Source organism: Streptomyces sp. NBC_01717 (assembly GCF_036248255.1).
Taxonomy (GTDB): Bacteria; Actinomycetota; Actinomycetes; order Streptomycetales; family Streptomycetaceae; genus Streptomyces.
In genome coordinates this window covers 4,769,539-4,791,723 of record NZ_CP109178.1, presented here as the reverse complement: position 1 = coordinate 4,791,723, position 22,185 = coordinate 4,769,539, and the positions used below count along the sequence as shown (strand labels likewise).

The 22,185-nt window shown below is 67.6% G+C and carries 18 protein-coding genes and 1 tRNA gene; 12 read left to right on the top strand and 7 right to left on the bottom strand.

Annotated features, from left to right (window positions below):
- Positions 1 to 5: 5 nt before the first annotated feature.
- From yidC to rpmH, 4 genes are read right to left on the bottom strand one after another with little or no spacing between them, the layout of a single operon-like run.
- Positions 6 to 1,271 carry a membrane protein insertase YidC gene (gene yidC, locus OHB49_RS21695; RefSeq protein WP_030973743.1) on the bottom strand — a complete coding sequence of 422 codons (1,266 nt, stop codon included), beginning with the start codon at positions 1,269 to 1,271 and terminating at the stop codon, positions 6 to 8.
- Between the two features lie 3 nt (positions 1,272 to 1,274).
- Positions 1,275 to 1,634 carry a membrane protein insertion efficiency factor YidD gene (yidD, locus tag OHB49_RS21690; protein WP_078852785.1) on the bottom strand — a complete coding sequence of 120 codons (360 nt, stop codon included), beginning with the start codon at positions 1,632 to 1,634 and terminating at the stop codon, positions 1,275 to 1,277.
- Positions 1,631 to 2,002 carry a ribonuclease P protein component gene (gene rnpA, locus OHB49_RS21685; RefSeq protein WP_078852784.1) on the bottom strand — a complete coding sequence of 124 codons (372 nt, stop codon included), beginning with the start codon at positions 2,000 to 2,002 and terminating at the stop codon, positions 1,631 to 1,633. Before rnpA ends, yidD begins: the two co-directional genes overlap by 4 nt.
- Before the next feature lie 18 nt (positions 2,003 to 2,020).
- A complete protein-coding gene (gene rpmH / locus OHB49_RS21680) occupies positions 2,021 to 2,158 on the bottom strand; it encodes a 50S ribosomal protein L34 (RefSeq protein ID WP_030930485.1) in 138 nt (45 codons plus the stop codon).
- A gap of 392 nt (positions 2,159 to 2,550) precedes the next feature.
- Between rpmH and dnaA the strand changes: the two genes are divergently transcribed.
- The 9 genes from dnaA to OHB49_RS21635 all read left to right on the top strand — a co-directional run bounded on the left by dnaA (position 2,551) and on the right by OHB49_RS21635 (position 15,345).
- Positions 2,551 to 4,344 carry a chromosomal replication initiator protein DnaA gene (gene dnaA / locus OHB49_RS21675; RefSeq protein WP_329162315.1) on the top strand — a complete coding sequence of 598 codons (1,794 nt, stop codon included), beginning with the start codon at positions 2,551 to 2,553 and terminating at the stop codon, positions 4,342 to 4,344.
- A gap of 1,038 nt (positions 4,345 to 5,382) precedes the next feature.
- On the top strand, positions 5,383 to 6,513 hold the full coding sequence (dnaN, locus tag OHB49_RS21670) for a DNA polymerase III subunit beta (RefSeq protein ID WP_030930479.1): 1,131 nt from the start codon (positions 5,383 to 5,385) through the stop codon (positions 6,511 to 6,513).
- A gap of 131 nt (positions 6,514 to 6,644) precedes the next feature.
- A complete protein-coding gene (gene gnd, locus OHB49_RS21665; protein ID WP_329162312.1) occupies positions 6,645 to 7,523 on the top strand; it encodes a phosphogluconate dehydrogenase (NAD(+)-dependent, decarboxylating) in 879 nt (292 codons plus the stop codon).
- Between the two features lie 78 nt (positions 7,524 to 7,601).
- A complete protein-coding gene (recF, locus tag OHB49_RS21660; RefSeq protein ID WP_329162310.1) occupies positions 7,602 to 8,732 on the top strand; it encodes a DNA replication/repair protein RecF in 1,131 nt (376 codons plus the stop codon).
- Positions 8,729 to 9,322 (top strand): DUF721 domain-containing protein, encoded by a 594-nt coding sequence (locus tag OHB49_RS21655; RefSeq protein WP_030972420.1) that lies wholly within the window; start codon positions 8,729 to 8,731, stop codon positions 9,320 to 9,322. The genes recF and OHB49_RS21655 overlap by 4 nt, the downstream gene beginning before the upstream one ends.
- A gap of 415 nt (positions 9,323 to 9,737) precedes the next feature.
- Complete coding sequence (gyrB, locus tag OHB49_RS21650; RefSeq protein WP_329162308.1) at positions 9,738 to 11,807, top strand: DNA topoisomerase (ATP-hydrolyzing) subunit B; 2,070 nt, start codon at positions 9,738 to 9,740, stop codon at positions 11,805 to 11,807.
- Between the two features lie 46 nt (positions 11,808 to 11,853).
- Complete coding sequence (gyrA, locus tag OHB49_RS21645; protein WP_329162306.1) at positions 11,854 to 14,496, top strand: DNA gyrase subunit A; 2,643 nt, start codon at positions 11,854 to 11,856, stop codon at positions 14,494 to 14,496.
- A gap of 93 nt (positions 14,497 to 14,589) precedes the next feature.
- On the top strand, positions 14,590 to 15,201 hold the full coding sequence (locus OHB49_RS21640; RefSeq protein WP_030972428.1) for a DUF3566 domain-containing protein: 612 nt from the start codon (positions 14,590 to 14,592) through the stop codon (positions 15,199 to 15,201).
- 70 nt (positions 15,202 to 15,271) lie between these two features.
- Positions 15,272 to 15,345: transfer RNA gene (locus OHB49_RS21635), tRNA-Ile, on the top strand.
- Positions 15,346 to 15,803: 458 nt separating this feature from the next.
- On the opposite strand, the gene OHB49_RS21630 is transcribed toward OHB49_RS21635, so the two are convergent.
- The gene (locus OHB49_RS21630) at positions 15,804 to 16,172 is read right to left on the bottom strand and encodes a DUF6344 domain-containing protein (RefSeq protein ID WP_329162302.1); all 369 of its coding nucleotides are present in this window, start codon (positions 16,170 to 16,172) and stop codon (positions 15,804 to 15,806) included.
- Positions 16,173 to 16,446: 274 nt separating this feature from the next.
- Between OHB49_RS21630 and OHB49_RS21625 the strand changes: the two genes are divergently transcribed.
- From OHB49_RS21625 to OHB49_RS21615, 3 genes are all read left to right on the top strand, one after another.
- Positions 16,447 to 16,581 (top strand): DLW-39 family protein, encoded by a 135-nt coding sequence (locus tag OHB49_RS21625; protein WP_003958712.1) that lies wholly within the window; start codon positions 16,447 to 16,449, stop codon positions 16,579 to 16,581.
- Positions 16,582 to 16,804: 223 nt separating this feature from the next.
- Complete coding sequence (locus OHB49_RS21620; RefSeq protein WP_329166575.1) at positions 16,805 to 18,676, top strand: vWA domain-containing protein; 1,872 nt, start codon at positions 16,805 to 16,807, stop codon at positions 18,674 to 18,676.
- Positions 18,676 to 20,028 (top strand): hypothetical protein, encoded by a 1,353-nt coding sequence (locus OHB49_RS21615; RefSeq protein ID WP_329162300.1) that lies wholly within the window; start codon positions 18,676 to 18,678, stop codon positions 20,026 to 20,028. Before OHB49_RS21620 ends, OHB49_RS21615 begins: the two co-directional genes overlap by 1 nt.
- A gap of 52 nt (positions 20,029 to 20,080) precedes the next feature.
- On the opposite strand, the gene OHB49_RS21610 is transcribed toward OHB49_RS21615, so the two are convergent.
- Together OHB49_RS21610 and OHB49_RS21605 are read right to left on the bottom strand one after the other, a co-directional pair.
- Positions 20,081 to 21,478 carry a serine/threonine protein kinase gene (locus OHB49_RS21610; protein WP_329162296.1) on the bottom strand — a complete coding sequence of 466 codons (1,398 nt, stop codon included), beginning with the start codon at positions 21,476 to 21,478 and terminating at the stop codon, positions 20,081 to 20,083.
- Between the two features lie 81 nt (positions 21,479 to 21,559).
- Positions 21,560 to 22,108 (bottom strand): helix-turn-helix domain-containing protein, encoded by a 549-nt coding sequence (locus tag OHB49_RS21605; RefSeq protein ID WP_329162294.1) that lies wholly within the window; start codon positions 22,106 to 22,108, stop codon positions 21,560 to 21,562.
- Positions 22,109 to 22,185: the final 77 nt, after the last annotated feature.

Below are 22,185 nucleotides of genomic sequence, written 5' to 3'. Positions count from 1 at the left end.
CCTTCTTACTTCTTGGACGGGTGCTTGGGCCGCTGCGGACCCTTGCCCTGTCCGGACTTGGCTTGGCGTGAGGAGCCGGACGCGGGCTTGCCCGCCGGCTTGGGCTTGTCGTCCTGCGGTGCGTCCTGCTTCTCCAGCGAGGTCTTGGGCTCCGACTCGGTGGAATCGGCCTCCTTCGCAGCGCCCTGCTGGGCCGCACCGCTCTGACGCTTCGCCTTGGTCTGGCGCTTGGGCTGCTGGCGCTTCTGCGCGGCTCCGCCCTCGGCCTCGGCGACAGCGGTGTCGCTCTTGGTCACCGTGCCGTCCTCCTGGGCGGCGAGGCCGAGCTTGGCCAGTCCGGCGATGAACTTCCGCTCGATGTCGTTGCGGTCCGAGCCCTTGGAGACGATCCGCTTCACGGTGTTGCGCTTGGTCCTGCCGCGCACCTCACCGTGAGCGGTGACGCTCTTCAGCAGACGTCCCAGGTACTGGTCCTGCGCCTTGCTGCCCGGGGTCGGGTTCTGGTTGATCACGTACATCTGCTGACCCATGGTCCAGACGTTTGTGGTCAGCCAGTAGACGAGGACGCCGACGGGGAAGTTGATGCCCATGACGGCGAAGATCAGCGGGAAGACGTACATCAGCATCTTCTGCTGCTGCATGTACGGCGTCTTGACCGTCAGGTCGACGTTCTTCGTCATCAGCTGGCGCTGGGTGAAGAACTGCGACGCCGACATCATCACGATCATCACCGCGGTGACGACACGGACGTCGGTCAGCGAGGCACCGAGAGCGGCGACCTCCGACGCGCTGTCGGTGAACTTCGCAGCCAGCGGAGCGCCGACGATGTGTGCCTGTCGGGCACTGTCCAGCAACGGCTGGTTGATGACACCGATCGTCTTGCCAGAGGCGATGGCCGAGAGCACGTGATACAGGGCAAAGAAGAACGGCGACTGCGCCAGGATGGGAAGGCACGAGGAGAGCGGGTTGGTACCCGTCTCCTTGTACAGCTTCATCATCTCTTCGGACTGACGCTGTTTGTCGCTCTTGTAGCGCTCCTGGATCGCCTTCATCTTCGGCTGGAGCACCTGCATGTTCCGGGTCGACTTGATCTGCTTAACAAAAAGCGGGATCAGACAGATCCGGATCAGCACCACCAGGGACACGATGGACAGGCCCCAGGCCCAACCCGTGTCATCGCCGAAGATCGCTCCGTACAGCTTGTGGAACTGGACGATGACCCACGAAACGGGGTAGGTGATAAAGCTGAACAGACTGGCAATCGTGTCCACTAATCAGGCTCCTTGAGCTTTGGGCGAGGTCTCTGAGGCCGGGCTAGGGGGTTCGGAGACCGTCCCCCCAGGAGGCACATCAGCGGCGGAGTCCCCGCCCTTGCTGCCACGTATTGCGTTACGCAGCAGTTCGTGCCAACGCGGGCGTTTGCGTGGCGGAACGTGATCCACGCCGCCGGGTGACCACGGATTGCATCGCAGGATGCGCCATGCGGTCAGCGCCGTTCCCTTGATCGCTCCGTGCCGGTCGATCGCCGTATATCCATAGTGGGAACACGACGGGTAGTAACGGCAGACGGGCCCGAGTAGTGGGCTGATCGTCCACTGATACAGCTTGATAAGAGCCAGCAGCGGGTACTTCATCGCGCGCCCCCTCCCAGCAGCCGCTGAAGGGCGGCATCCAGGTCTCGGGCCAGCTGTTCATGGTCGGCGTCACCCGATCCGGGCAACGCTCGTACGACAACCAGGCTACCGGGGGGCAGCAGGGCCAGTCGTTCGCGGACCAGATGGCGAAGCCTGCGCTTCACCGCTGTGCGGACGACCGCTCCACCCACGGCTTTGCTGACAACGAAACCCGCACGCGGCGGGGGAGCACTCTCCCCAGTCACGTGCGGGTCCGTTGCACCGCTGCGTAGATGGACGACGAGTAGCGGGCGGCCGGCCCGGCGTCCTCGACGTACTGCGGTCGCGAAGTCCTCGCGCCGCCTCAGCCGATTCTCGGTAGGCAGCACGTCATGACCTGTACGCGATCAGGCGGACAGGTTGGCGCGACCCTTGCCACGGCGGGACGCGAGAATCGCGCGGCCGGCACGGGTGCGCATACGCAGCCGGAAGCCGTGGGTCTTCGCGCGACGACGGTTGTTCGGCTGGAAGGTGCGCTTGCTCACTCGGGGGCTCCAGAAATGATCGTGTGTTGGCGGGACATCGCCTGGCTGTCACCGTGCGCCCACGAGAGACTCGCGTAAACGCCTTAGTGCACCGCTTCACAATCACTGATCGTGATCTTTGCCCATCGGAGGCAGGCGGCAGCAGCCATCGACAACTCGACCTGGTCACGGTACGCGCGGCTACGCCATCCGGTCAAACCGGCTCCGCGGTGGCCCTGTGACAGCCTTACCACGACCCGCGCTGTACACAGCCTGTGGACAACAACTTGAACGACGCGGGTCGGCCTGACTACCGTGGCTGAACTCCGGTTCTTTTTCTTCCCGCCTGCCGGGCCTTACCCATCCCGTCCCGAGAACCACACATTCGTGGGACCAGCGAGAGAGCGTGCCTTGTGGCTGACGTACCTGCCGATCTTGCCGCAGTGTGGCCACGAGTGCTGGAGCAGCTCCTCGGGGAGGGCCAGCAGGGCATCGAGCCGAAGGACAAGCAGTGGATCGAGCGCTGCCAGCCGCTCGCACTCGTCGCCGACACCGCGCTGCTCGCCGTCCCCAATGAATGGGGCAAGCGCGTCCTGGAAGGCCGGCTCGCGCCGCTCATCAGCGAAACGCTGAGCCGGGAGTGCGGCCGCCCGATCCGGATCGCGATCACCGTCGACGACTCCGCGGGCGAACCGCCGAACCCGCCGGCGCCCCCGATGCACCAGTCCCAGCAGCACCGCTACCAGGGACCGCAGCACGACGAGCGGCAACACAACGACGCGTACGAGGGTTACGGCCACCGGCCCACGGACGACGGCATGCCGACGGCCCGGCCGGCCTACCCCGACTACCAGCAGCAGCGCCCCGAGCCGGGCGCCTGGCCGCGCACCTCCGAGGATCTTTCCTGGCAGCAGCCCCGGCTCGGCGGTTTCCAGGAGCGCGACACGTCCGCGGAGCAGTGGCGTGAGCAGCAACACGACTACCGTCCGCAACAGCCGCAGCACGACTACCGGTCGCAGCCGCCCGAGCGCCAGGGTTACGAGCAGCAGCGCTCCGAGCGCCACGACATGCCCGAGCCCCAGCACCGGCACGGCGGTCCCGGCACCGGGCGCCCCGGTGGCGTCACCGGCCCGATGGCCGCACAGCCCGCACCCGCACCCGGTCCCGGCGAGCCGCATGCCCGGCTGAACCCGAAGTACCTCTTCGACACCTTTGTCATCGGCGCGTCCAACCGGTTCGCGCACGCGGCTGCCGTCGCCGTCGCCGAGGCACCCGCGAAGGCGTACAACCCCCTCTTCATCTACGGGGAGTCGGGACTCGGCAAGACCCATCTGCTGCATGCCATCGGGCACTACGCGCGCAGCCTCTACCCGGGCACCCGGGTGCGCTACGTGAGCTCCGAGGAGTTCACCAACGAGTTCATCAACTCGATCCGCGACGGCAAGGGCGACACCTTCCGCAAGCGGTACCGCGACGTGGACATCCTGCTGGTCGACGACATCCAGTTCCTGGCGAGCAAGGAGTCGACGCAGGAGGAGTTCTTCCACACCTTCAATACGCTCCACAACGCCAACAAGCAGATCGTGCTGTCCTCGGACCGGCCGCCCAAGCAGCTGGTCACCCTGGAGGACCGGCTGCGGAACCGCTTCGAGTGGGGGCTGACCACCGACGTGCAGCCGCCGGAGCTGGAGACGCGGATCGCGATCCTCCGCAAGAAGGCTGTGCAGGAGCAGCTCAACGCCCCGCCGGAGGTCCTGGAGTTCATCGCGTCCCGCATCTCGCGCAACATCCGCGAGCTGGAGGGCGCGCTGATCCGGGTGACGGCCTTCGCCAGCCTCAACCGGCAGCCGGTGGACCTCGGGCTGACCGAGATCGTGCTCAAGGACCTGATCCCGGGCGGCGAGGACTCGGCTCCGGAAATCACGGCGTCGGCCATCATGGCGGCGACCGCGGACTACTTCGGTCTGACGGTGGAGGACCTCTGCGGATCCTCGCGCAGCCGGGTGCTGGTGACGGCTCGCCAGATCGCGATGTACCTCTGCCGCGAGCTGACGGATCTCTCACTGCCCAAGATCGGTGCGCAGTTCGGTGGTCGCGACCATACGACCGTGATGCACGCGGACCGCAAGATCCGTGCACTGATGGCGGAGCGGCGTTCCATCTACAACCAGGTCACCGAACTCACCAACCGCATCAAGAACGGCTGACGGAGCGCCGGACGGCATCTCTCACGTTCTCTGTACGGCGCCGGACGGGCGCCCCGGACGGACTCTCACACAGTCCTCGGGGCGCCCTTCGCCGTTTCTGGGCGCCCGCGAAGGTGTCCCTAGCTCCTCCGGGGGGTTTCTGAGAGGGCTTCTGAGACGTCTCCGTGGACCTCTGCACCGTCTCGACGGGCTGCATGAGCGCTTCCGAAGGGCGTCCGGAGCAGGTCCCAGACCTCTTCGAACGGCTTCCGTGCGTCTCCGTCGCGACCCCGGTGTTCGAATACACGCCGCCGACCTGGGGTTCTCCACAGATCTGGGGAGAATTCGCCCTCCACAGCCTGGGGACCACGAAGTTGTCCATACTGCTTCCACAGGGGCGACAGCCGATACTTCATCAGGCCAGGTCAAGAGCCTGGGGATTTGTGGCCAACAGTGATCCACAGCCTGTGGACAGAATATTCGTCCACAAGGGGCATCCGATGTTGTCCACTGGCGGCCCACAGGGAGGGCCATGTTGTCCCCAGCTTCTCCACACCCCTGTCCACTGTTCGGCAACGCGACACCGCCTTTCACCGCGCAGAGTGAAAGGCGTCACACCAAGGAGGCTGGTTGGGCTGTGGGGAACCTGGGTAAAGCTGGGGACAGCCCTGGGGAGAAACACCCCCACCCTGTGCATCGGGTGTGCAGAACTTTCGGGTGTCCACAGAAACACCGGGTTGTCCACCGGTGCCACCCACAGGGCCGGTGGACAAAAAGTAGGGCCTGACCTGCGGAAACGACGTTATCCACGGTTTCCACAGCCCCTACTACTACTGCCACTTAGAGTTAGCTGGGAATCTGCTTCGAAGTGGGGCCTGTGCACAACTTGATGCCGGAGCTCCCCGAACCTCTTGTCGCGACTTGACCCCGAGCAGCACCGAGTGTCGGTGCCGTACGTCAGACTGGTCCCCGGCGTCCTCCTCCTGCCATCGGCGGAGTGACCCCGACCAGTCGACGAAGGCCAGCAGGGCGAGCGAGCAACAGCAGGAGGCGGTTCCGGTGAAGATCCGGGTGGAGCGCGATGTACTCGCGGAGGCGGTGGCCTGGGTGGCTCGCAGCCTTCCGGCCCGTCCGCCGGCGCCCGTTCTTGCGGGCCTTCTGCTGAAGGCTGAGGACGGGGCCCTCAGCTTCTCGAGCTTCGACTACGAGGTCTCGGCCCGGGTCTCGGTGGATGCCGAGGTCGAGGAGGACGGCACGGTGCTGGTCTCCGGCCGACTGCTCGCCGACATCTGCCGCGCCCTTCCCAACCGACCGGTGGAGATTTCCACCGACGGTGTGCGGGCCACGGTGGTCTGCGGCTCCTCGCGATTCACACTCCACACCCTTCCTGTGGAGGAGTACCCGGCACTGCCGCAGATGCCGACCGCGACGGGCACGGTCCCCGGTGAGGTCTTCGCCTCCGCAGCCGCCCAGGTCGCCATCGCAGCGGGCCGCGACGACACGCTGCCCGTCCTGACCGGTGTGCGCATCGAGATCGAGGGCGACACGGTCACCCTGGCCTCCACCGACCGCTATCGCTTCGCGGTCCGCGAGTTCCTGTGGAAGCCGGAGAACCCGGACGCCTCGGCCGTCGCCCTGGTGCCCGCCAAGACACTGCTGGACACCGCCAAGGCGCTGACCAGCGGTGACACGGTGACGCTGGCGCTGTCCGGCTCGGGTGCCGGTGAGGGCCTCATCGGCTTCGAGGGCGCGGGGCGGCGCACCACCACGCGACTGCTCGAAGGCGACCTGCCGAAGTACCGGACGCTTTTTCCCACGGAGTTCAACTCGGTCGCGGTCATCGAGACCGCCCCGTTCGTCGAGGCTGTCAAGCGTGTGGCCCTCGTCGCCGAGCGGAACACCCCGGTGCGGCTCAGCTTCGAGCAGGGTGTGCTGATCCTGGAAGCCGGTTCCAGCGACGATGCACAGGCTGTGGAGCGTGTCGACGCCGTGCTGGACGGCGATGACATCTCCATCGCCTTCAACCCGACGTTCCTGCTCGACGGGCTCAGCGCGATCGACTCCCCGGTCGCCCAGCTCTCCTTCACGACGTCCACCAAGCCCGCGCTGCTCAGTGGTCGGCCCGCGGTGGATGCCGAGGCGGATGACGCGTACAAGTATTTGATCATGCCGGTCCGCCTCTCCGGCTGATACGACCTTCGGTCCGTTACGGCAGGTCCCGACGGGCACGCTCAGTGCCGAGCATGCCCGTCGGCCTGTCCTCGGCCGGGCGTAGGCTCGGCTATTGGGTACGAATCGGCACAACGCTTAAGGAATCTTTGATGGAGCTCGGTCTCGTCGGCCTCGGCAAGATGGGCGGCAACATGCGCGAGCGCATCCGCCGCGCAGGCCACACCGTCCTGGGTTACGACCGCAATCCGGACGTTTCCGATGTCCACAGTCTCGAAGAGCTTGTGGGCAAGCTGAAGGGCCCGCGGGTCATCTGGGTGATGGTCCCGGCCGGTGCGGCGACGCAGTCCACGATCGACGAGCTGGCCGCGCTGCTTTCGCCCGGTGACATCGTCGTGGACGGCGGGAACTCCCGCTGGACCGATGACGAGAAGCACGCGGTCGAGCTGGGCATCAAGGGCATCGGCTTCGTCGACTGCGGTGTCTCCGGTGGTGTCTGGGGCCTGGAGAACGGCTACGCGCTGATGTACGGCGGTGACGCCGGCCACGTGGCGAAGGTTCAGCCGATCTTCGACGCCCTGAAGCCGGAAGGTGACTTCGGTTCCGTCCACGCGGGCAAGGTCGGTGCCGGCCACTTCGCGAAGATGGTTCACAACGGCATCGAGTACGCCATGATGCAGGCCTACGCCGAGGGCTGGGAGCTGTTGGAGAAGGTCGACTCCGTCACCGATGTGCGTGAGGTCTTCCGTTCCTGGCAGGAGGGCACGGTCATCCGTTCCTGGTTGCTCGACCTGGCGGTCAACGCGCTGGACGACGACGAGCACCTCGACAAGCTGCGCGGCTTCGCGGCCGACTCGGGTGAGGGCCGGTGGACGGTGGAGGCGGCGATCGACAACGCGGTGCCGCTGCCCGCGATCACCGCGTCGCTCTTCGCGCGTTTCGCCTCGCGGCAGGACGACTCCCCGCAGATGAAGATGATCGCCGCGCTGCGCAACCAGTTCGGTGGCCACGCGGTCGAGAACAAGAAGTAACCGCAACGCAAGGCGGGCCGGACCAGCACCTCCGGCCCGCGCTACGGAGCAGGAAGCCGGGAAGGTCGGCGTACACCCATGCATGTCACGCATCTCTCGCTGGCCGACTTCCGCTCGTACGCCCGGGTCGAGGTACCTCTCGATCCGGGCGTCACCGCGTTCGTGGGTGCCAACGGCCAGGGCAAGACGAATCTCGTCGAGGCCGTCGGCTACCTCGCGACGCTGGGCAGCCACCGCGTCTCCTCCGACGCCCCGCTGGTACGGATGGGTGCGGAACGGGCTGTCATCCGGGCCGCCGTCGCACAGGGCGAGCGCTCCCAGCTGATCGAGCTGGAGCTCAATCCGGGCAAGGCCAATCGCGCCCGGATCAATAGATCGTCACAGGTCAGGCCGCGTGACGTGCTGGGGATCGTGCGGACGGTGCTGTTCGCTCCGGAGGACCTGGCGCTGGTCAAGGGCGATCCCGGGGAGCGTCGGCGCTTCCTCGACGAGTTGATAACGGCGCGTTCGCCGCGGATGGCGGGGGTCCGCTCGGACTACGAGCGGGTGCTGAAGCAGCGCAACACCCTGCTGAAGTCCGCGGCGATGGCGCGCAGGCACGGCGGCCGGTCGATGGATCTGTCCACCCTCGATGTGTGGGACCAGCATCTGGGCCGGGTGGGCGCGGAGCTGCTGGCGCAGCGGCTCGATCTGATCGCGACCCTGCAGCCGCTGGCCGACAAGTCGTACGCGGATGTCGCGCCCGGCGGTGGCCCTGTGACCTTGGAGTACCGCAGTTCGGTCGGCGCGGGCGTGGAGCCGGCCCGTACCCGGGACGAGCTGTACGAGCAGCTGATCGCTGCCCTCGCGGAGGTGCGTAAGCAGGAGATCGAGCGGGGTGTGACGCTGGTCGGCCCGCACCGTGACGATCTGCTGCTGGGGCTGCGCGGTATGCCTGCCAAGGGGTATGCGAGCCATGGCGAGTCCTGGTCGTACGCGTTGGCGTTGCGGCTGGCTTCGTACGATCTGCTGCGCAGCGAGGGCAATGAGCCGGTGCTCGTTCTGGACGATGTCTTTGCCGAGTTGGACGCGCGGCGCAGGGAGCGGTTGGCGGAGCTGGTGGCTCCGGGTGAGCAGGTGCTGGTGACGGCCGCGGTGGACGATGACGTTCCGGGCGTGCTGGCGGGTACGCGGTACACGGTGTCGGCGGGCGAGGTGGAGCGCGTATGAGTGGCTCCGGTGGTGTGGCGAAGGGCATGGGGGCTGCCGGCGGTTCGGGCCCGCAGGAACCGGCGCCCGAGGTGAAGCAGCCGGAGGCGTCGGGGGTCGATCTGGCCCGGGTGGCGTTGCGTGCCGCGAAGGAGCAGGCGCGGGCGCGGGGTGCTGCGGCCCAGCAGAAGAAGCAGGCCAGGCGGGGCGGCGGGCTGCGTTCCGGAGCGCGGGCGGACGGTCGTGATCCGTTGCCGCTGGGTGCTGCGATCAATCGTCTGATCACCGAGCGTGGTTGGGAGACGCCTGCTGCGGTGGGCGGAGTGATGGGCCGCTGGCCGCAGATCGTCGGTGAGGATCTGGCCAATCATTGTGTGCCGCTGCGTTATGACGAGGACCCCGAGGAGCGGGTGCTCACGGTGCAGTGCGATTCGACGGCGTGGGCGACGCAGCTGCGGCTGCTGGCGCCGCAGCTGGTGGCGCGGCTCAACGCGGATCTGGGGCACGGCACAGTGAAGTTGATCAAGGTGTTGGGGCCGGGCGGTCCGCAGCGCAGGTACGGTCCGCTGCGCGCGCCGGGGAGTACCGGCCCGGGCGACACGTACGGCTGACCTGGGATTTCTCTTCATACTCGGCCCCCTGTCGGGCTCCGGCGGCAGGCGTTACCGGTTCTGCCGAGAGTCGGCTGTGGCGGTGTGCTGCCTGGTTCGCCGCGGTGCCCTCGGGTTCTGGGATGTGTCGTTCTGTGGCGATTGAAACCGTGCGGATCGGCTGATGCGTCCCTCACCGTAGCGGGAGGTTGACAGGCCGAAGCGCTCAATGCCCGTGTGAGCCTCTTAGAGCCCCATCCTGAATATGGGGAGTCGTCAGGCGCTCATCCAGGGCGGCACATGCGGACTCAGGTACCGGCAAACCCCCATTCATGTCGGCGCTACCGGTAGACTGGTGGACAATCCCGCATCTTCGCGGGAGTCGTCGATACAAGCCGAACGACGCAGCCGCTCCCGCCTGCCCGGAGAACGGCCTGTGCTGTGCCAGAAAGGGCGCTTCGTGGCCGATTCCGGCAACCCCAACGAGAACATTCCGTCCACACCCGGTGAGAGCGGCGGGGTAACTGCCTCGTACGACGCCAGCGCGATCACCGTCCTCGAGGGCTTGGACGCGGTCCGCAAGCGACCTGGCATGTACATCGGCTCGACCGGTGAGCGTGGCCTGCATCACTTGGTACAGGAAGTGGTCGACAACTCGGTCGACGAGGCCCTGGCCGGGCACGCTGACACGATCGACGTCACGATCCTCGCCGACGGCGGGGTTCGTGTGATCGACAACGGTCGTGGTATCCCGGTCGACATCGTGCCGTCGGAGAAGAAGCCGGCGGTCGAGGTCGTGCTGACCGTGCTGCATGCCGGCGGTAAGTTCGGCGGCGGCGGTTATGCCGTTTCCGGTGGTCTCCACGGTGTCGGTGTCTCCGTGGTGAACGCGCTGTCGTCGCGCGTCTCCGTCGAGGTCAGGCGGGACGGCTACCGCTGGACCCAGGATTACAAGCTCGGTGTGCCGACGGCGCCGCTGGCCCGTAACGAGGCCACCGAGGAGTCGGGGACCACGGTCACCTTCTGGGCCGACGGGGACATCTTCGAGACCACCGAGTACTCCTTCGAGACTCTGGCGCGCCGTTTCCAGGAGATGGCGTTCCTCAACAAGGGTCTGACGATCAATCTCACCGACGAGCGTGAGTCGGCGAAGGCGACGGCGGGTGCGGATGTCGCGGAGGCGGTCGAGATCGCCGAGGAGGAAGCGGCCCGCACGGTCACGTACCACTACGAGGGCGGCATCGTCGACTTCGTGAAGTACCTCAACTCCCGCAAGGGCGACGTCATTCACCAGTCGGTGATCGACATCGAGGCCGAGGACAAGGAGCGACTCCTCTCGGCCGAGATCGCGATGCAGTGGAACACGCAGTACAGCGAGGGTGTGTACTCCTTCGCGAACACGATCCACACGCATGAGGGCGGTACCCACGAGGAGGGTTTCCGCGCGGCGCTGACCACGCTGGTCAACAAGTACGCGCGGGACAAGAAGCTGCTGCGTGAGAAGGACGACAACCTCACCGGTGACGACATCCGTGAGGGTCTGACGGCGATCATCTCGGTGAAGCTGGGCGAGCCGCAGTTCGAGGGTCAGACGAAGACCAAGCTGGGCAACACGGAGGCGAAGACCTTCGTCCAGAAGGTTGTCCACGAGCACCTCACGGACTGGTTCGACCGGAACCCGAACGAGGCGGCGGACATCGTCCGTAAGGGCATCGCGGCGGCCACGGCCCGCGTCGCGGCCCGCAAGGCGCGCGATTTGACGCGTCGCAAGGGTCTCCTGGAGAGCGCCTCGCTGCCGGGCAAGCTGAGCGACTGCCAGTCCAACGACCCGACGAAGTGCGAGATCTTCATCGTCGAGGGTGACTCCGCCGGTGGTTCGGCGAAGTCCGGCCGTAACCCGATGTACCAGGCCATCCTGCCGATCCGAGGCAAGATCCTGAACGTCGAGAAGGCCAGGGTCGACAAGATCCTGCAGAACACCGAGGTCCAGGCGTTGATCTCGGCCTTCGGTACCGGAGTCCACGAGGACTTCGACATCGAGAAGCTCCGCTATCACAAGATCATTTTGATGGCGGACGCCGACGTCGACGGTCAGCACATCAACACGCTGCTGCTGACGTTCCTCTTCCGCTTCCTGCGTCCGCTGGTCGAGGCCGGGCACGTCTACCTCTCCCGCCCGCCGCTCTACAAGATCAAGTGGGGTCGGGACGACTTCGAGTACGCGTATTCGGACCGCGAGCGCGACGCCCTCGTCGAGCTCGGCAAGCAGAACGGCAAGCGGATCAGGGAAGACTCGATCCAGCGCTTCAAGGGTCTCGGCGAGATGAACGCCGAGGAGCTGCGCATCACCACGATGGACATCGATCACCGGGTGCTCGGCCAGGTCACGCTGGACGACGCGGCGCAGGCCGACGACCTCTTCTCGGTGCTGATGGGTGAGGACGTCGAGGCACGGCGCTCGTTCATCCAGCGCAACGCCAAGGACGTCCGCTTCCTCGACATCTGAGTCGGCCGTACCAGCAAGCCGCCGCTCGAAAGGACTTTGACCAGCAATGGCCGACGAGAACACCCCTGTGACGCCTGAAGAAGAACCCGCAGCCGCGGGTGTGGGAATGCGTGTCGAGCCCGTCGGGCTCGAGACGGAGATGCAGCGCTCCTACCTCGACTACGCGATGTCCGTCATCGTGTCGCGTGCGCTGCCCGACGTACGGGACGGTCTCAAGCCCGTCCACCGCCGTGTGCTGTACGCGATGTACGACGGCGGCTACCGGCCCGAGAAGGGCTTCTACAAGTGCGCCCGTGTCGTCGGTGACGTCATGGGTACGTACCACCCGCACGGTGACTCGTCGATCTACGACGCACTGGTGCGACTGGCGCAGCCGTGGTCGATGCGGATGCCGCTGGTGGACTCCAACGGCAACTTCGGTTCTCCGGGCAACGACCCGGCTGCCGCCATGCGGTACACCGAGTGCAAGATGATGCCGCTGTCCATGGAGATGGTCCGGGACATCGACGAGGAGACCGTCGACTTCCAGGACAACTACGACGGCCGTAATCAGGAGCCGACGGTTCTGCCGGCGCGCTTCCCGAACCTGCTGGTCAACGGTTCCGCGGGCATCGCGGTCGGCATGGCGACCAACATCCCGCCGCACAACCTGCGTGAGGTCGCGTCGGGTGCGCAGTGGTACCTGGAGCACCCGGAGGCCTCGCACGAGGAGCTGCTGGACGCCCTGATCGAGCGGATCAAGGGCCCGGACTTCCCGACCGGTGCGCTCGTGGTGGGCCGCAAGGGCATCGAGGAGGCGTACCGCACGGGCCGTGGGTCCATCACGATGCGCGCCGTCGTCGCGGTCGAGGAGATCCAGAACCGGCAGTGCCTGGTCGTCACGGAGCTTCCGTACCAGACCAACCCCGACAACCTCGCGCAGAAGATCGCCGACCTGGTCAAGGACGGCAAGGTCGGCGGGATCGCGGACGTCCGTGACGAGACGTCCTCGCGCACCGGCCAGCGTCTTGTGGTCGTGCTGAAGAGGGACGCGGTCGCCAAGGTCGTACTGAACAACCTGTACAAGCACACCGACCTGCAGACGAACTTCGGCGCGAACATGCTGGCCCTGGTCGACGGGGTGCCGCGCACGCTGTCGATCGACGCGTTCATCCGCCACTGGGTGACGCATCAGATCGAGGTCATCGTCCGGCGTACGAAGTTCCGCCTGCGCAAGGCGGAGGAGCGGGCGCACATCCTGCGCGGTCTGCTCAAGGCGCTCGACGCGATCGATGAGGTCATCGCCCTCATCCGGCGCAGCCAGACGGTCGAGATCGCCCGTGAGGGCCTGATGGGCCTCCTGGAGATCGACGAGATCCAGGCGAACGCGATCCTGGAGATGCAGCTGCGCCGACTGGCCGCGCTGGAGCACCAGAAGATCACGGCCGAGCACGACGAGCTCCAGGCGAAGATCAACGAGTACAACCAGATCCTGGCGTCGCCCGAGCGGCAGCGGCAGATCGTCAGCGAAGAGCTGGCGGCGATCGTCGACAAGTTCGGCGACGACCGACGCTCCAAGCTGGTGCCCTTCGACGGTGACATGTCCATCGAGGACCTGATCGCCGAGGAGGACATCGTCGTCACGATCTCGCGCGGCGGCTATGTGAAGCGTACGAAGACGGACGACTACCGCTCGCAGAAGCGCGGCGGCAAGGGCGTGCGCGGCACGAAGCTCAAGGAAGACGACATCGTCGACCACTTCTTCGTGTCGACGACCCACCACTGGCTGCTGTTCTTCACCAACAAGGGCCGGGTCTACCGGGCCAAGGCGTACGAGCTGCCGGACGCCGGCCGTGATGCGCGCGGGCAGCATGTCGCCAACCTGCTGGCGTTCCAGCCGGACGAGCAGATCGCCGAGATCCTGGCGATCCGCGACTATGAGGCCGCGCCGTATCTGATCCTGGCCACGAAGGGCGGCCTGGTGAAGAAGACCGCGCTGAAGGACTACGACTCGCCGCGCTCGGGCGGTGTCATCGCGATCAACCTCCGTGAGACGGAGGACGGCAGCGACGACGAGCTGATCGGTGCGGAGCTGGTTTCGGCCGAGGACGATCTGCTGCTCATCAGCAAGAAGGCCCAGTCGATCAGGTTCACTGCGACGGACGAAGCGCTGCGCCCGATGGGCCGCGCCACTTCGGGTGTCAAGGGGATGAGTTTCCGCGAGGGCGACCAACTGCTCTCGATGAATGTCGTTCGGCCAGGTACGTTCGTCTTCACTGCCACCGATGGTGGGTACGCGAAGCGGACCCCCGTCGACGAGTACCGCGTTCAGGGTCGCGGCGGCCTCGGTATCAAGGCCGCCAAGATCGTGGAGGACAGGGGCTCGCTGGTCGGCGCGCTGGTGGTCGAGGAGACGGATGAGATCCTTGCCATCACGCTCGGCGGTGGTGTGATTCGTACGCGAGTCAATGAAGTCAGGGAGACGGGCCGTGACACCATGGGCGTCCAACTGATCAATCTGGGCAAGCGCGATGCCGTCGTCGGTATCGCTCGTAACGCCGAGGCCGGCCGCGAGGCCGAAGAGGTCGACGGGGCCGGTGACGCCGAGGGCGAGACGGTCGAGACGACTGCCGAGGTGACGACAGCCGAGTCGACTGTCGAGGGCACTGTCGAAGGCACGTCGCCTTCGGCCGGGGAGCACGAGGAGTAGAGCGTGAGTGGAGCCACGGGCGCCGGGCCGGCCGCTTCCGGAGCCGGAGCGAACGGTGCCCGTGGCCCTGCCACGGACTCCCAAGGGGGCACTGTGACAGACACCCGGGGGCCTCAGCCCCAGTACGAGGGATACGCGACCGGGCCGCTGCCCGGCGAACGCGAGCCCGCACCGGGGCAGGCAGGCGGGCCTTACCACCCGCCGCAGGCGTACCCCTCGCCCGCGGGCGGGACGCAGGGCGGCCGGCCCCAAGGAGCGCAGCAGCACGGCACACAGGGCGCCGGTGATGCGCAGGCGACCCGTCTGCCGCGGACGGGGGCGCGGACAACTCCGCGAATCCGTAAGGCGCGACTGCGGGTGGCGAAGGCCGACCCGTGGTCGGTGATGAAGGTCAGCTTCCTGCTCTCCATCGCGCTCGGCATCTGCACGGTCGTGGCGGCGGCGGTCCTGTGGATGGTGATGGACGCCATGGGCGTCTTCTCCACCGTGGGCGGCACGATCAGCGAGGCGACCGGTTCCAACGAGAGCAACGGCTTCGATCTGCAGTCGTTCCTGTCGCTTCCGCGCGTTCTCATCTTCACGTCGGTCATCGCGGTGATCGACGTGGTGCTGGCCACCGCGCTGGCGACGCTGGGCGCCTTCATCTACAACTTGTCGGCGGGCTTCGTGGGCGGCGTGGAGCTCACGCTGGCCGAGGACGAGTAGGGCTTCGGGTATCGATTTTGGGACTGGCCCCGACGTGCGCTAATCTTCAGAAGTCAGCGCGCAGCGCGGCGGGGCTATAGCTCAGTTGGTTAGAGCGCATCCCTGATAAGGATGAGGCCACAGGTTCAAATCCTGTTAGCCCCACAGTGACAACAGAAGGCCCGGTATCTCTTCGGAGATACCGGGCCTTCTGCGTTCGATGGTGTGCGGTGTGCTTGCGCGTGTTCGGGGTCGTCCGTCATCTGCGGTTCGCCTGGTGCTGTTGTGGAATCTTCTGCGCGCCGGGGTGCACGGGCCGGTGGGGGCGGTGGCCGTGCGTGGGGCGGTGCAACGGCGCGGGGGTGCGCGCGGTGGTTGCAGGTGGCGCTGTACGCGCGCAGCGCGGCGGGGCGGTTGTACGTGGCGCTGTACGCGCGGGTGTGTGTGCGGGGCGGTTGCAGGTGGCGCTGTACGCGCGGGGCGGTCGGTGCGTGGCGGTGTACGGGGCAGGGTGCGGCAGGAGTGAGCGGGCGGGCCCTTTCCCGGCAGGGGTGCGGGCGCACGAAAAAGCCCCCGTCCGGTGTGAACCGGACCAGGGGCCCTGTGCGTCAGGTGCACCGCTCTCAGGGTGGAAGGAGTGATGCCTTCCCCGCCGGGGTGCCGTGCGCGATGCGGGCGGCGCCTGTGGTGCCTGTGGCGCCCAGGGTGTTCCTCGCGTCCACGGTCAGGTTTCTGGTGGCCGGTGACGAGCCGTGCGCCTCGGCGCGGATGCGCTGCTTCATCGTGGGTGGCAGCGCCCTGTCACGCGGAAGGGTCCATCGCACCGACGGGGTGGTCGCGGTTGCGGCGGCAGCACCCGTGTGCTCCTGGTTCGTGGCCGTCGGCTGCTGCGCGTTCGCGGCGGGGGCGCTGATGAGCCCCATCGACGCGAGGAGCGCGAAGAAGGCGGTGATGAAGGCGGTCCAGATGCTCTTGACCTTGAAGGCGCTCATGGCCCCTCGCTTTCGGGTGGTCCGGTTTGCTTACCTTTCTGATGATGTGGATCCGGCTCGCGATTTGAGGGACCGACGCCACGGATCCGCCGATCTTCAGATGAACACCACTCGTATGGTTCAACCGGGCTGGACGAGTTGGTGCGGACCGGTCGGGATGGTCGGTTTTACCCGGGCGCCGGCTGGGTCGCGGGGAGGTAACCGATCGATATCGGCCGGTGTGTATAGTCGGGCGGCAGAAGTCTCCTACGTCAAGGAAAGACGAGGTCGCGCGGTGAAGAAGCTTCTCCTGGTCGCACTGGCCGCCATCGGCGGGCTCCTCGTGTACCGCCAGATCCAGGCGGATCGCGCCGAGCAGGATCTGTGGACGGAGGCGACTGACTCCGTGCCCGCAGGTTCGGGTGTGTGAGACAGAACAGCCTTTTTGCGGGCCCCGGTCGCTGAGCGGCCGGGGCTTCGTGCTGTTGCGGGACCGTGACACCCGTGCTCTTGAGTTCGCCTACGCAAATCAATAAGTTGCGTGAGCAAAGAGGCAGGCGTTTCGGTCGAGGGGGGCACGGGTGAGGGGACTCAATCACCGCCGGACTGCAACAGCAGTGGGGGCATTGGCCGGCGGGGCACTGCTCGCCCTGATGGCAGGAGCGCTGCCGGCCGCGGCAGCCGGATCCGGAGCCCACGGAGCAGCTGCCGCGCCGGGCACGGCCGCCCCGGACAACAGCAGCCTCGTCATGGTGCTGGACTCCTCCGGATCCATGGCGGACGACGACGGCACCGGCCGGACCCGGATGGAAACCGCACGCAGCGCCGTGGGCACGGTCGTGGACGGTCTCCCCGACCACTATCCGACCGGGCTGCGGGTGTACGGCGCCGATCGCCCCCAGGGATGTACGGACACCCGGCTCTTACGGCCGGTGCAACCGCTCGACCGCACCGCCGTCAAGGAGGCCGTGGCAGGCGTGCGGCCCAGAGGAGACACACCCATCGGCCTGTCCCTGCAGAAGGCCGCGGAGGACCTTCCCGGGTCCGCCGACGGCGCCATGGGGACGCGCACGATCCTGCTGATCTCCGACGGTGAGGACAACTGCGGCACGCCGCAGCCCTGCGAGGTGGCCGAGCAGCTCGGCAACGACAGGGCCGGACTGCGGATCGACACCGTCGGCTTCCAGGTGAAGGGCAGGGCCCGCGAGCAGCTCGAATGCATCGCGGAGGCGGGCAACGGCCGCTACTACGACGCGCCGGACGCCAAGTCACTGGCCAGGCAGTTGCAGCGGGCATCGCAACTCTCCGCGGACGGCTACCGGTTCCGCGGCAAGCGGGTCGAGGGCGCCGCGACCGGCGACCGGGCACCTTTGCTCGCACCCGGGCAGTATCTGGACGCCATCGGCCCGGGTGAGAAGCGGTACTACGCCGTCGATCTGGACGCGGTGTCCACGGCGGACTTCTCGGCGACGGCTGTGCCTCAGCCCGGGGCGGCTGTCGACACCTTCGATGCGCTGCGTACCAGCATTGCGTACGGCGCCGAGAGTTCCTGCGCGACGAACACCGAGCACTTCTACCAGAAGGAGGGCGCGGTCCCGCTGACCTCGGCGGTCGCCCGCATCCCCGCCCCGGAGGGAACCCGCGTCTGTGACAGGGCGGGCCGCTACTGGCTGGTGGTGGAGCGGGAGAGCAGGAAGGGCTCCGATGCTGCGCGTTGGCCGCTGGAGCTCGTCCACGGGGTGGAGGTGCCGCTGAAGAAGGGGGTCACGCCCGCCGCCTCGGAGCCGGAGTACGGCGTGGGCGGCAGGAGCGCCGCGCTGCCCTCCGGTGACCCGCGTGATGTGCGGGGCGGCACCGGATTCAACGATGCCGAGGAGCTCGGCCGGGGCGTGTGGCGCGACCGGATCCTGCCGTCGCAGACGCTCTGGTACAAAGTTCCGGCCGGCTGGGGCCAGCAGGTGCGCTACGACGTCGAGTTCGCCAACGAGCCGACCGTGGAGCGGGCCTCCTCGTACTCGTACGGGGCGACGCAGCTGTTCACACCGGCCCGCTTCCCGGTCGGCGGTGGCGGCGAGTTCACCTCGACGGCCATGTACAACGGTCGTCCGGCCGCAATCAGGATGGGGTCGGTTCCGGTCGCCTGGACCAACCGTTACGAGTACCGCTCCGCGGTCCAGCCGGTGCACACCAGGGGCGAGTTCTACATCTCCGTGACGCTGGGTGCGCGGGCCGCTGAGATCGCCGAGAACCCGCAGGTCGGTGTGGTGCTTCGGGTATCGGTGCTCGGCGACGAGCGGGCCGGACCGGAACACGGTGCGCCCGTCCTCGGGAAGAAGATGGGCAACGAGGCGGACAAGAGGGGCAATTCACCTTCGGCCGCAGACAGCGATGGTACGGGCGGGGCAGGATGGACCGGCATCGCGGCCGCTGCCGGGGCGGTCGCCGTGGTGGTTGTGATCGCGGGGCTGGTGTTCGTGCGCAGCCGCCGCAGGTCGGCCACCCAGACGACGAGGGGAAGCGCGTGATGAGCCAGCGCAACAGGGGCCGGGCGACGCTGGCCGCAGTCGCGGCGATGTGCGCGGTGGCGGCGCTGCCGGGGCAGGCGTACGCGGCCGGGGAGCCTGCTCCGTACACGTTCGACCCCGAGGCCAAGACGGTCCGGGGCGCGGAGATCAGCACCGATGCGTCGGCGCTGACCCCCGGAGCCGTGTACAAGAGCTCGATCAAGCCGGGCGAGAAGCTCTACTACCGCATCGACCTCGATGCCGGCACGAATGCGTATGTCTCGGCGGTGGCGGTGCCCAAGCTCGGCGGCCAGGTCGCGTACGGGGACGGCATCACGGTCAGCATCCGGGACAGCACGGACCTGCAGTGCAGCTCGGAGGATGCCAGGTTCGAGTCGGCGGAGTACCCCCGCCCGATTGCCGCGTACGCCTACCGGGTCCCGGAGAAGGGCAGCACCACCTGCGACGAGGCCGGTACGTACAACGTGCTGGTCGAGCGGGAGGGCAAGGAGACCTCGACTCCGGAGGAGTGGGACCTGGAGCTCCGCTACAACTCGGAGCCGAAGCTGAAGCAGGGCGGGTCGGTACCGACCGAGGCGCCGGAGAACTGGCCGTCGGCGTCGCCGTCACCGCCCACCCAGGCCGCGCAGAAACGGCCGGGCGGCACCAGCTATTACGACGCCACCAGCCTGGACACCGGCGAGTGGGACGACACCATCGAGCCGGGGCAGACCCGCTTCTACCGGGTGCCGGTGGACTGGGGGCAGCAGATCTTCGCCACCGTCGATCTCGGCAACAGCGTCGACGGATCGGACGAATACGTCGGCAGCGCGCTCGCACTGTCCCTGGACAATCCGGCACACGGCCATGTCGACGAGGCCTCGCCGCTGTCGTACTCGGGTAAGCCGGCCTCCGTGGCACTGGATCCGCTGCCTCCGGTGGCGTACGAGAACCGGTTCGCCTCCAGCGCCGATGTCAGCGCCATGCGGTTCGCGGGCTGGTACTACCTGTCGGTGACGCTGAGCCCGAAGGTCGAGAAGGCTTACGGCAAGAGGGCGATCCCGATGACCCTCAAGGTGAAGGTCGAGAACTCCGCGGGTCCGTCGCCGTACGAGGGTTCCGCCGGGCTCTTCGGTGTCACACAGGACGACAAGGACATGGCCAGGGACGGGCAGAGTGCCCCGCAGGCCGCCAAGAGCGACACGATGGAGGTGGTTGCCGCCGCCGGGATCGGCGCGGGCGCCGTGCTCGTGCTCGTGCTCGGGGCGTGGACGCTGCTCGCGCGGCGACGCGCGGCGACCGTCGCGGGCGGGCAGGCAGCCGTGGGCACGGCCGGGCAGCCGCCGTACGGAGGACCGCCGCAGGCCTGGTGATTCCGGGGCGGCCCTGGCGGTCGGGAGCCGTCAGCGGTTGAGGCCGGCGAACTCAGGTCTGAGTCAGCGCCCAGATACCCACGGCGAAACAGATCAGCGCCACCAGCAGGACCGGGACCGCCACCTTCAGGGGCGGTCCCGGGCGCCTCTGAGGAACGTGCGCGGGAACTCCCGCTGTGGGATGGGGAACCTGCGGCTGCTGAGCGGTGTAAGCACGAGTGAGAGCTTGTTCGTGCTGCACCGCTGCTGTCGGGGCCTGGGAGGGATCCGGTGCGGCGGCAGGGAAGGGGGAACCTGTATGCGCCGGGAGCGGATGGGGGAAAGCGGCCGGCTGCACCGGCTGGGACTGGGCCTGAGTCCGGGCCTGTGGCTGGGGGGTGGGTGGCTGCTGCGGAGGCGGGGCGAGGTGGAAGCTGCCCGTTTCCGACATCGAGGAGGGCGACGAGGTGTGCGGCTGCTGTACGGACGGCTGTCCGGACAGTCGGGCGTCCTGCTGGAGTGCCTGGCCCGTGGGTGTGATCTGTGGGTTCTGCGCGGCATGCGCGGGTTGGGCGGGAGTCCGGGGGGCCGCGAGGGGGCCTGCGGGACCGAATCCGGCGGGCAGCGGGCCGATCTGGTCGAAGACTTCCACCGGTTCGTCGTCGACGCCGGGCTCCGGCAGCATCTCGACGGCGGCGGTCAGAGCCTTGCGCGCGCCCGTGGCCGTCCGGAACCGGGCCTGGGGATCCGGCTGGAGCAGGCCTGCGAGGACCTGCCACAGCGGTTCCGGGATGCCTTGCGGGGCGCTGGGTGTGCCGTGCGACGCGAAATGCTCGACGAGAGCCCTGGAGTCGGGCTTCTGACCCTGCAACAGATACAGCGCGACGAGACCGACGGCGAAGAGGTCCGCGGGGAAGTCGGGCTCCGCACCCATCATCTGCTCGGGCGCGAAGTAACCAGGCGTTCCCACCACATAGTTGGTCTCGGTGAGGCGCGGCTCGCCCTTGCGCATGGAGATGCCGAAGTCGGAGAGCCGCAGATGCGGCCGGCCGGTGCCGGTGGCCTCCATCAGGATGTTGGCGGGCTTGATGTCGCGGTGCACGACCCCCTCGGCGTGCACCGTCGACAGCCCGGACAACAGCTGGTCCAGCAGCGTGCAGACAAAGCGCGGGGGCAGCGGGCCGTAGTCCCCGATGACATGTGCCAGCGAGCCGCCGCTGACCAGATCCATGGTGAACAGGACCTTGTCGTCGTCCGCAGCCCAACTGGCCGGGGCGAGCACATGCGGATGCTCGATCCGCAGCGCCTGCTCGCGGACGAAGCGCAGCAGCGTGTGCGCGTCGCTCTGCTGGAGCACCTTGGCCGCCACGTACCGGCGACGCCGGTGGTCCCAGGCACGCCAGACGGCGCCGACGCCACCACGTCCGATCGGATCGATCAGCTCGTACCGACCCGCGAAGACCTCACCCATTGCGCTGCGCCCGCTCCCAGTTCCTGTTTCGGCTCGTGCCCGGCTCTCGGGGGTAGTGCCCTAGGACTTGTCGGACAGGCCCTAGCCCTGGTGTCCCTCGTAGTGCGCCACCGCGTCCGCGGTGCGCCCCGCCCCGTACACCCTGAGGAACTCTGCCAGTTCCGGGTGGGTCGGGGCGAGGGAGTCGGCGGCATCGATGATGTCCCCGGCGGCCGCGACCGACCGCAGCAGCGACTGGATCTCGCGGACCACGCGCCGGACGGTGGGCGCCCCGCCGGTGGTCGAGGTCTGACCGGTGCCGGTGAGGACGGAGCCACCCTGGGACTTCTTGATCTCTTCCATGCGGTCGGTGGCCTCCCCCGCGCTGACGCTGCCGTCGGCGACATGGCCGGCCAGTTCCTGCAGGGCCTGGACACGCTGGACGACCGCCGGGTTGCCGATCTTCGCCCGCTGGCCGCTCATCAGCTGGGAGAGCATGGGGGCGGACAGCCCGAGTACGGCGGCGAGCCGGGCCTGATTCAGGCCGAGATCATCGATCAGCCGACGGAAGAGCGCCCCCAGTGGCTCTCCGTACCAACTGCGCTGAAGCTCCCTGGCTCTTGCCGTCGCCTCTTGCTGAGCTGCGTCCATTGCGTCTCCCCTTCGCTGCGGCTTCGCTGCTGCGAACCTCGACGAGCATCTTACGGAGAGTGGTTGCTGACCGGGAG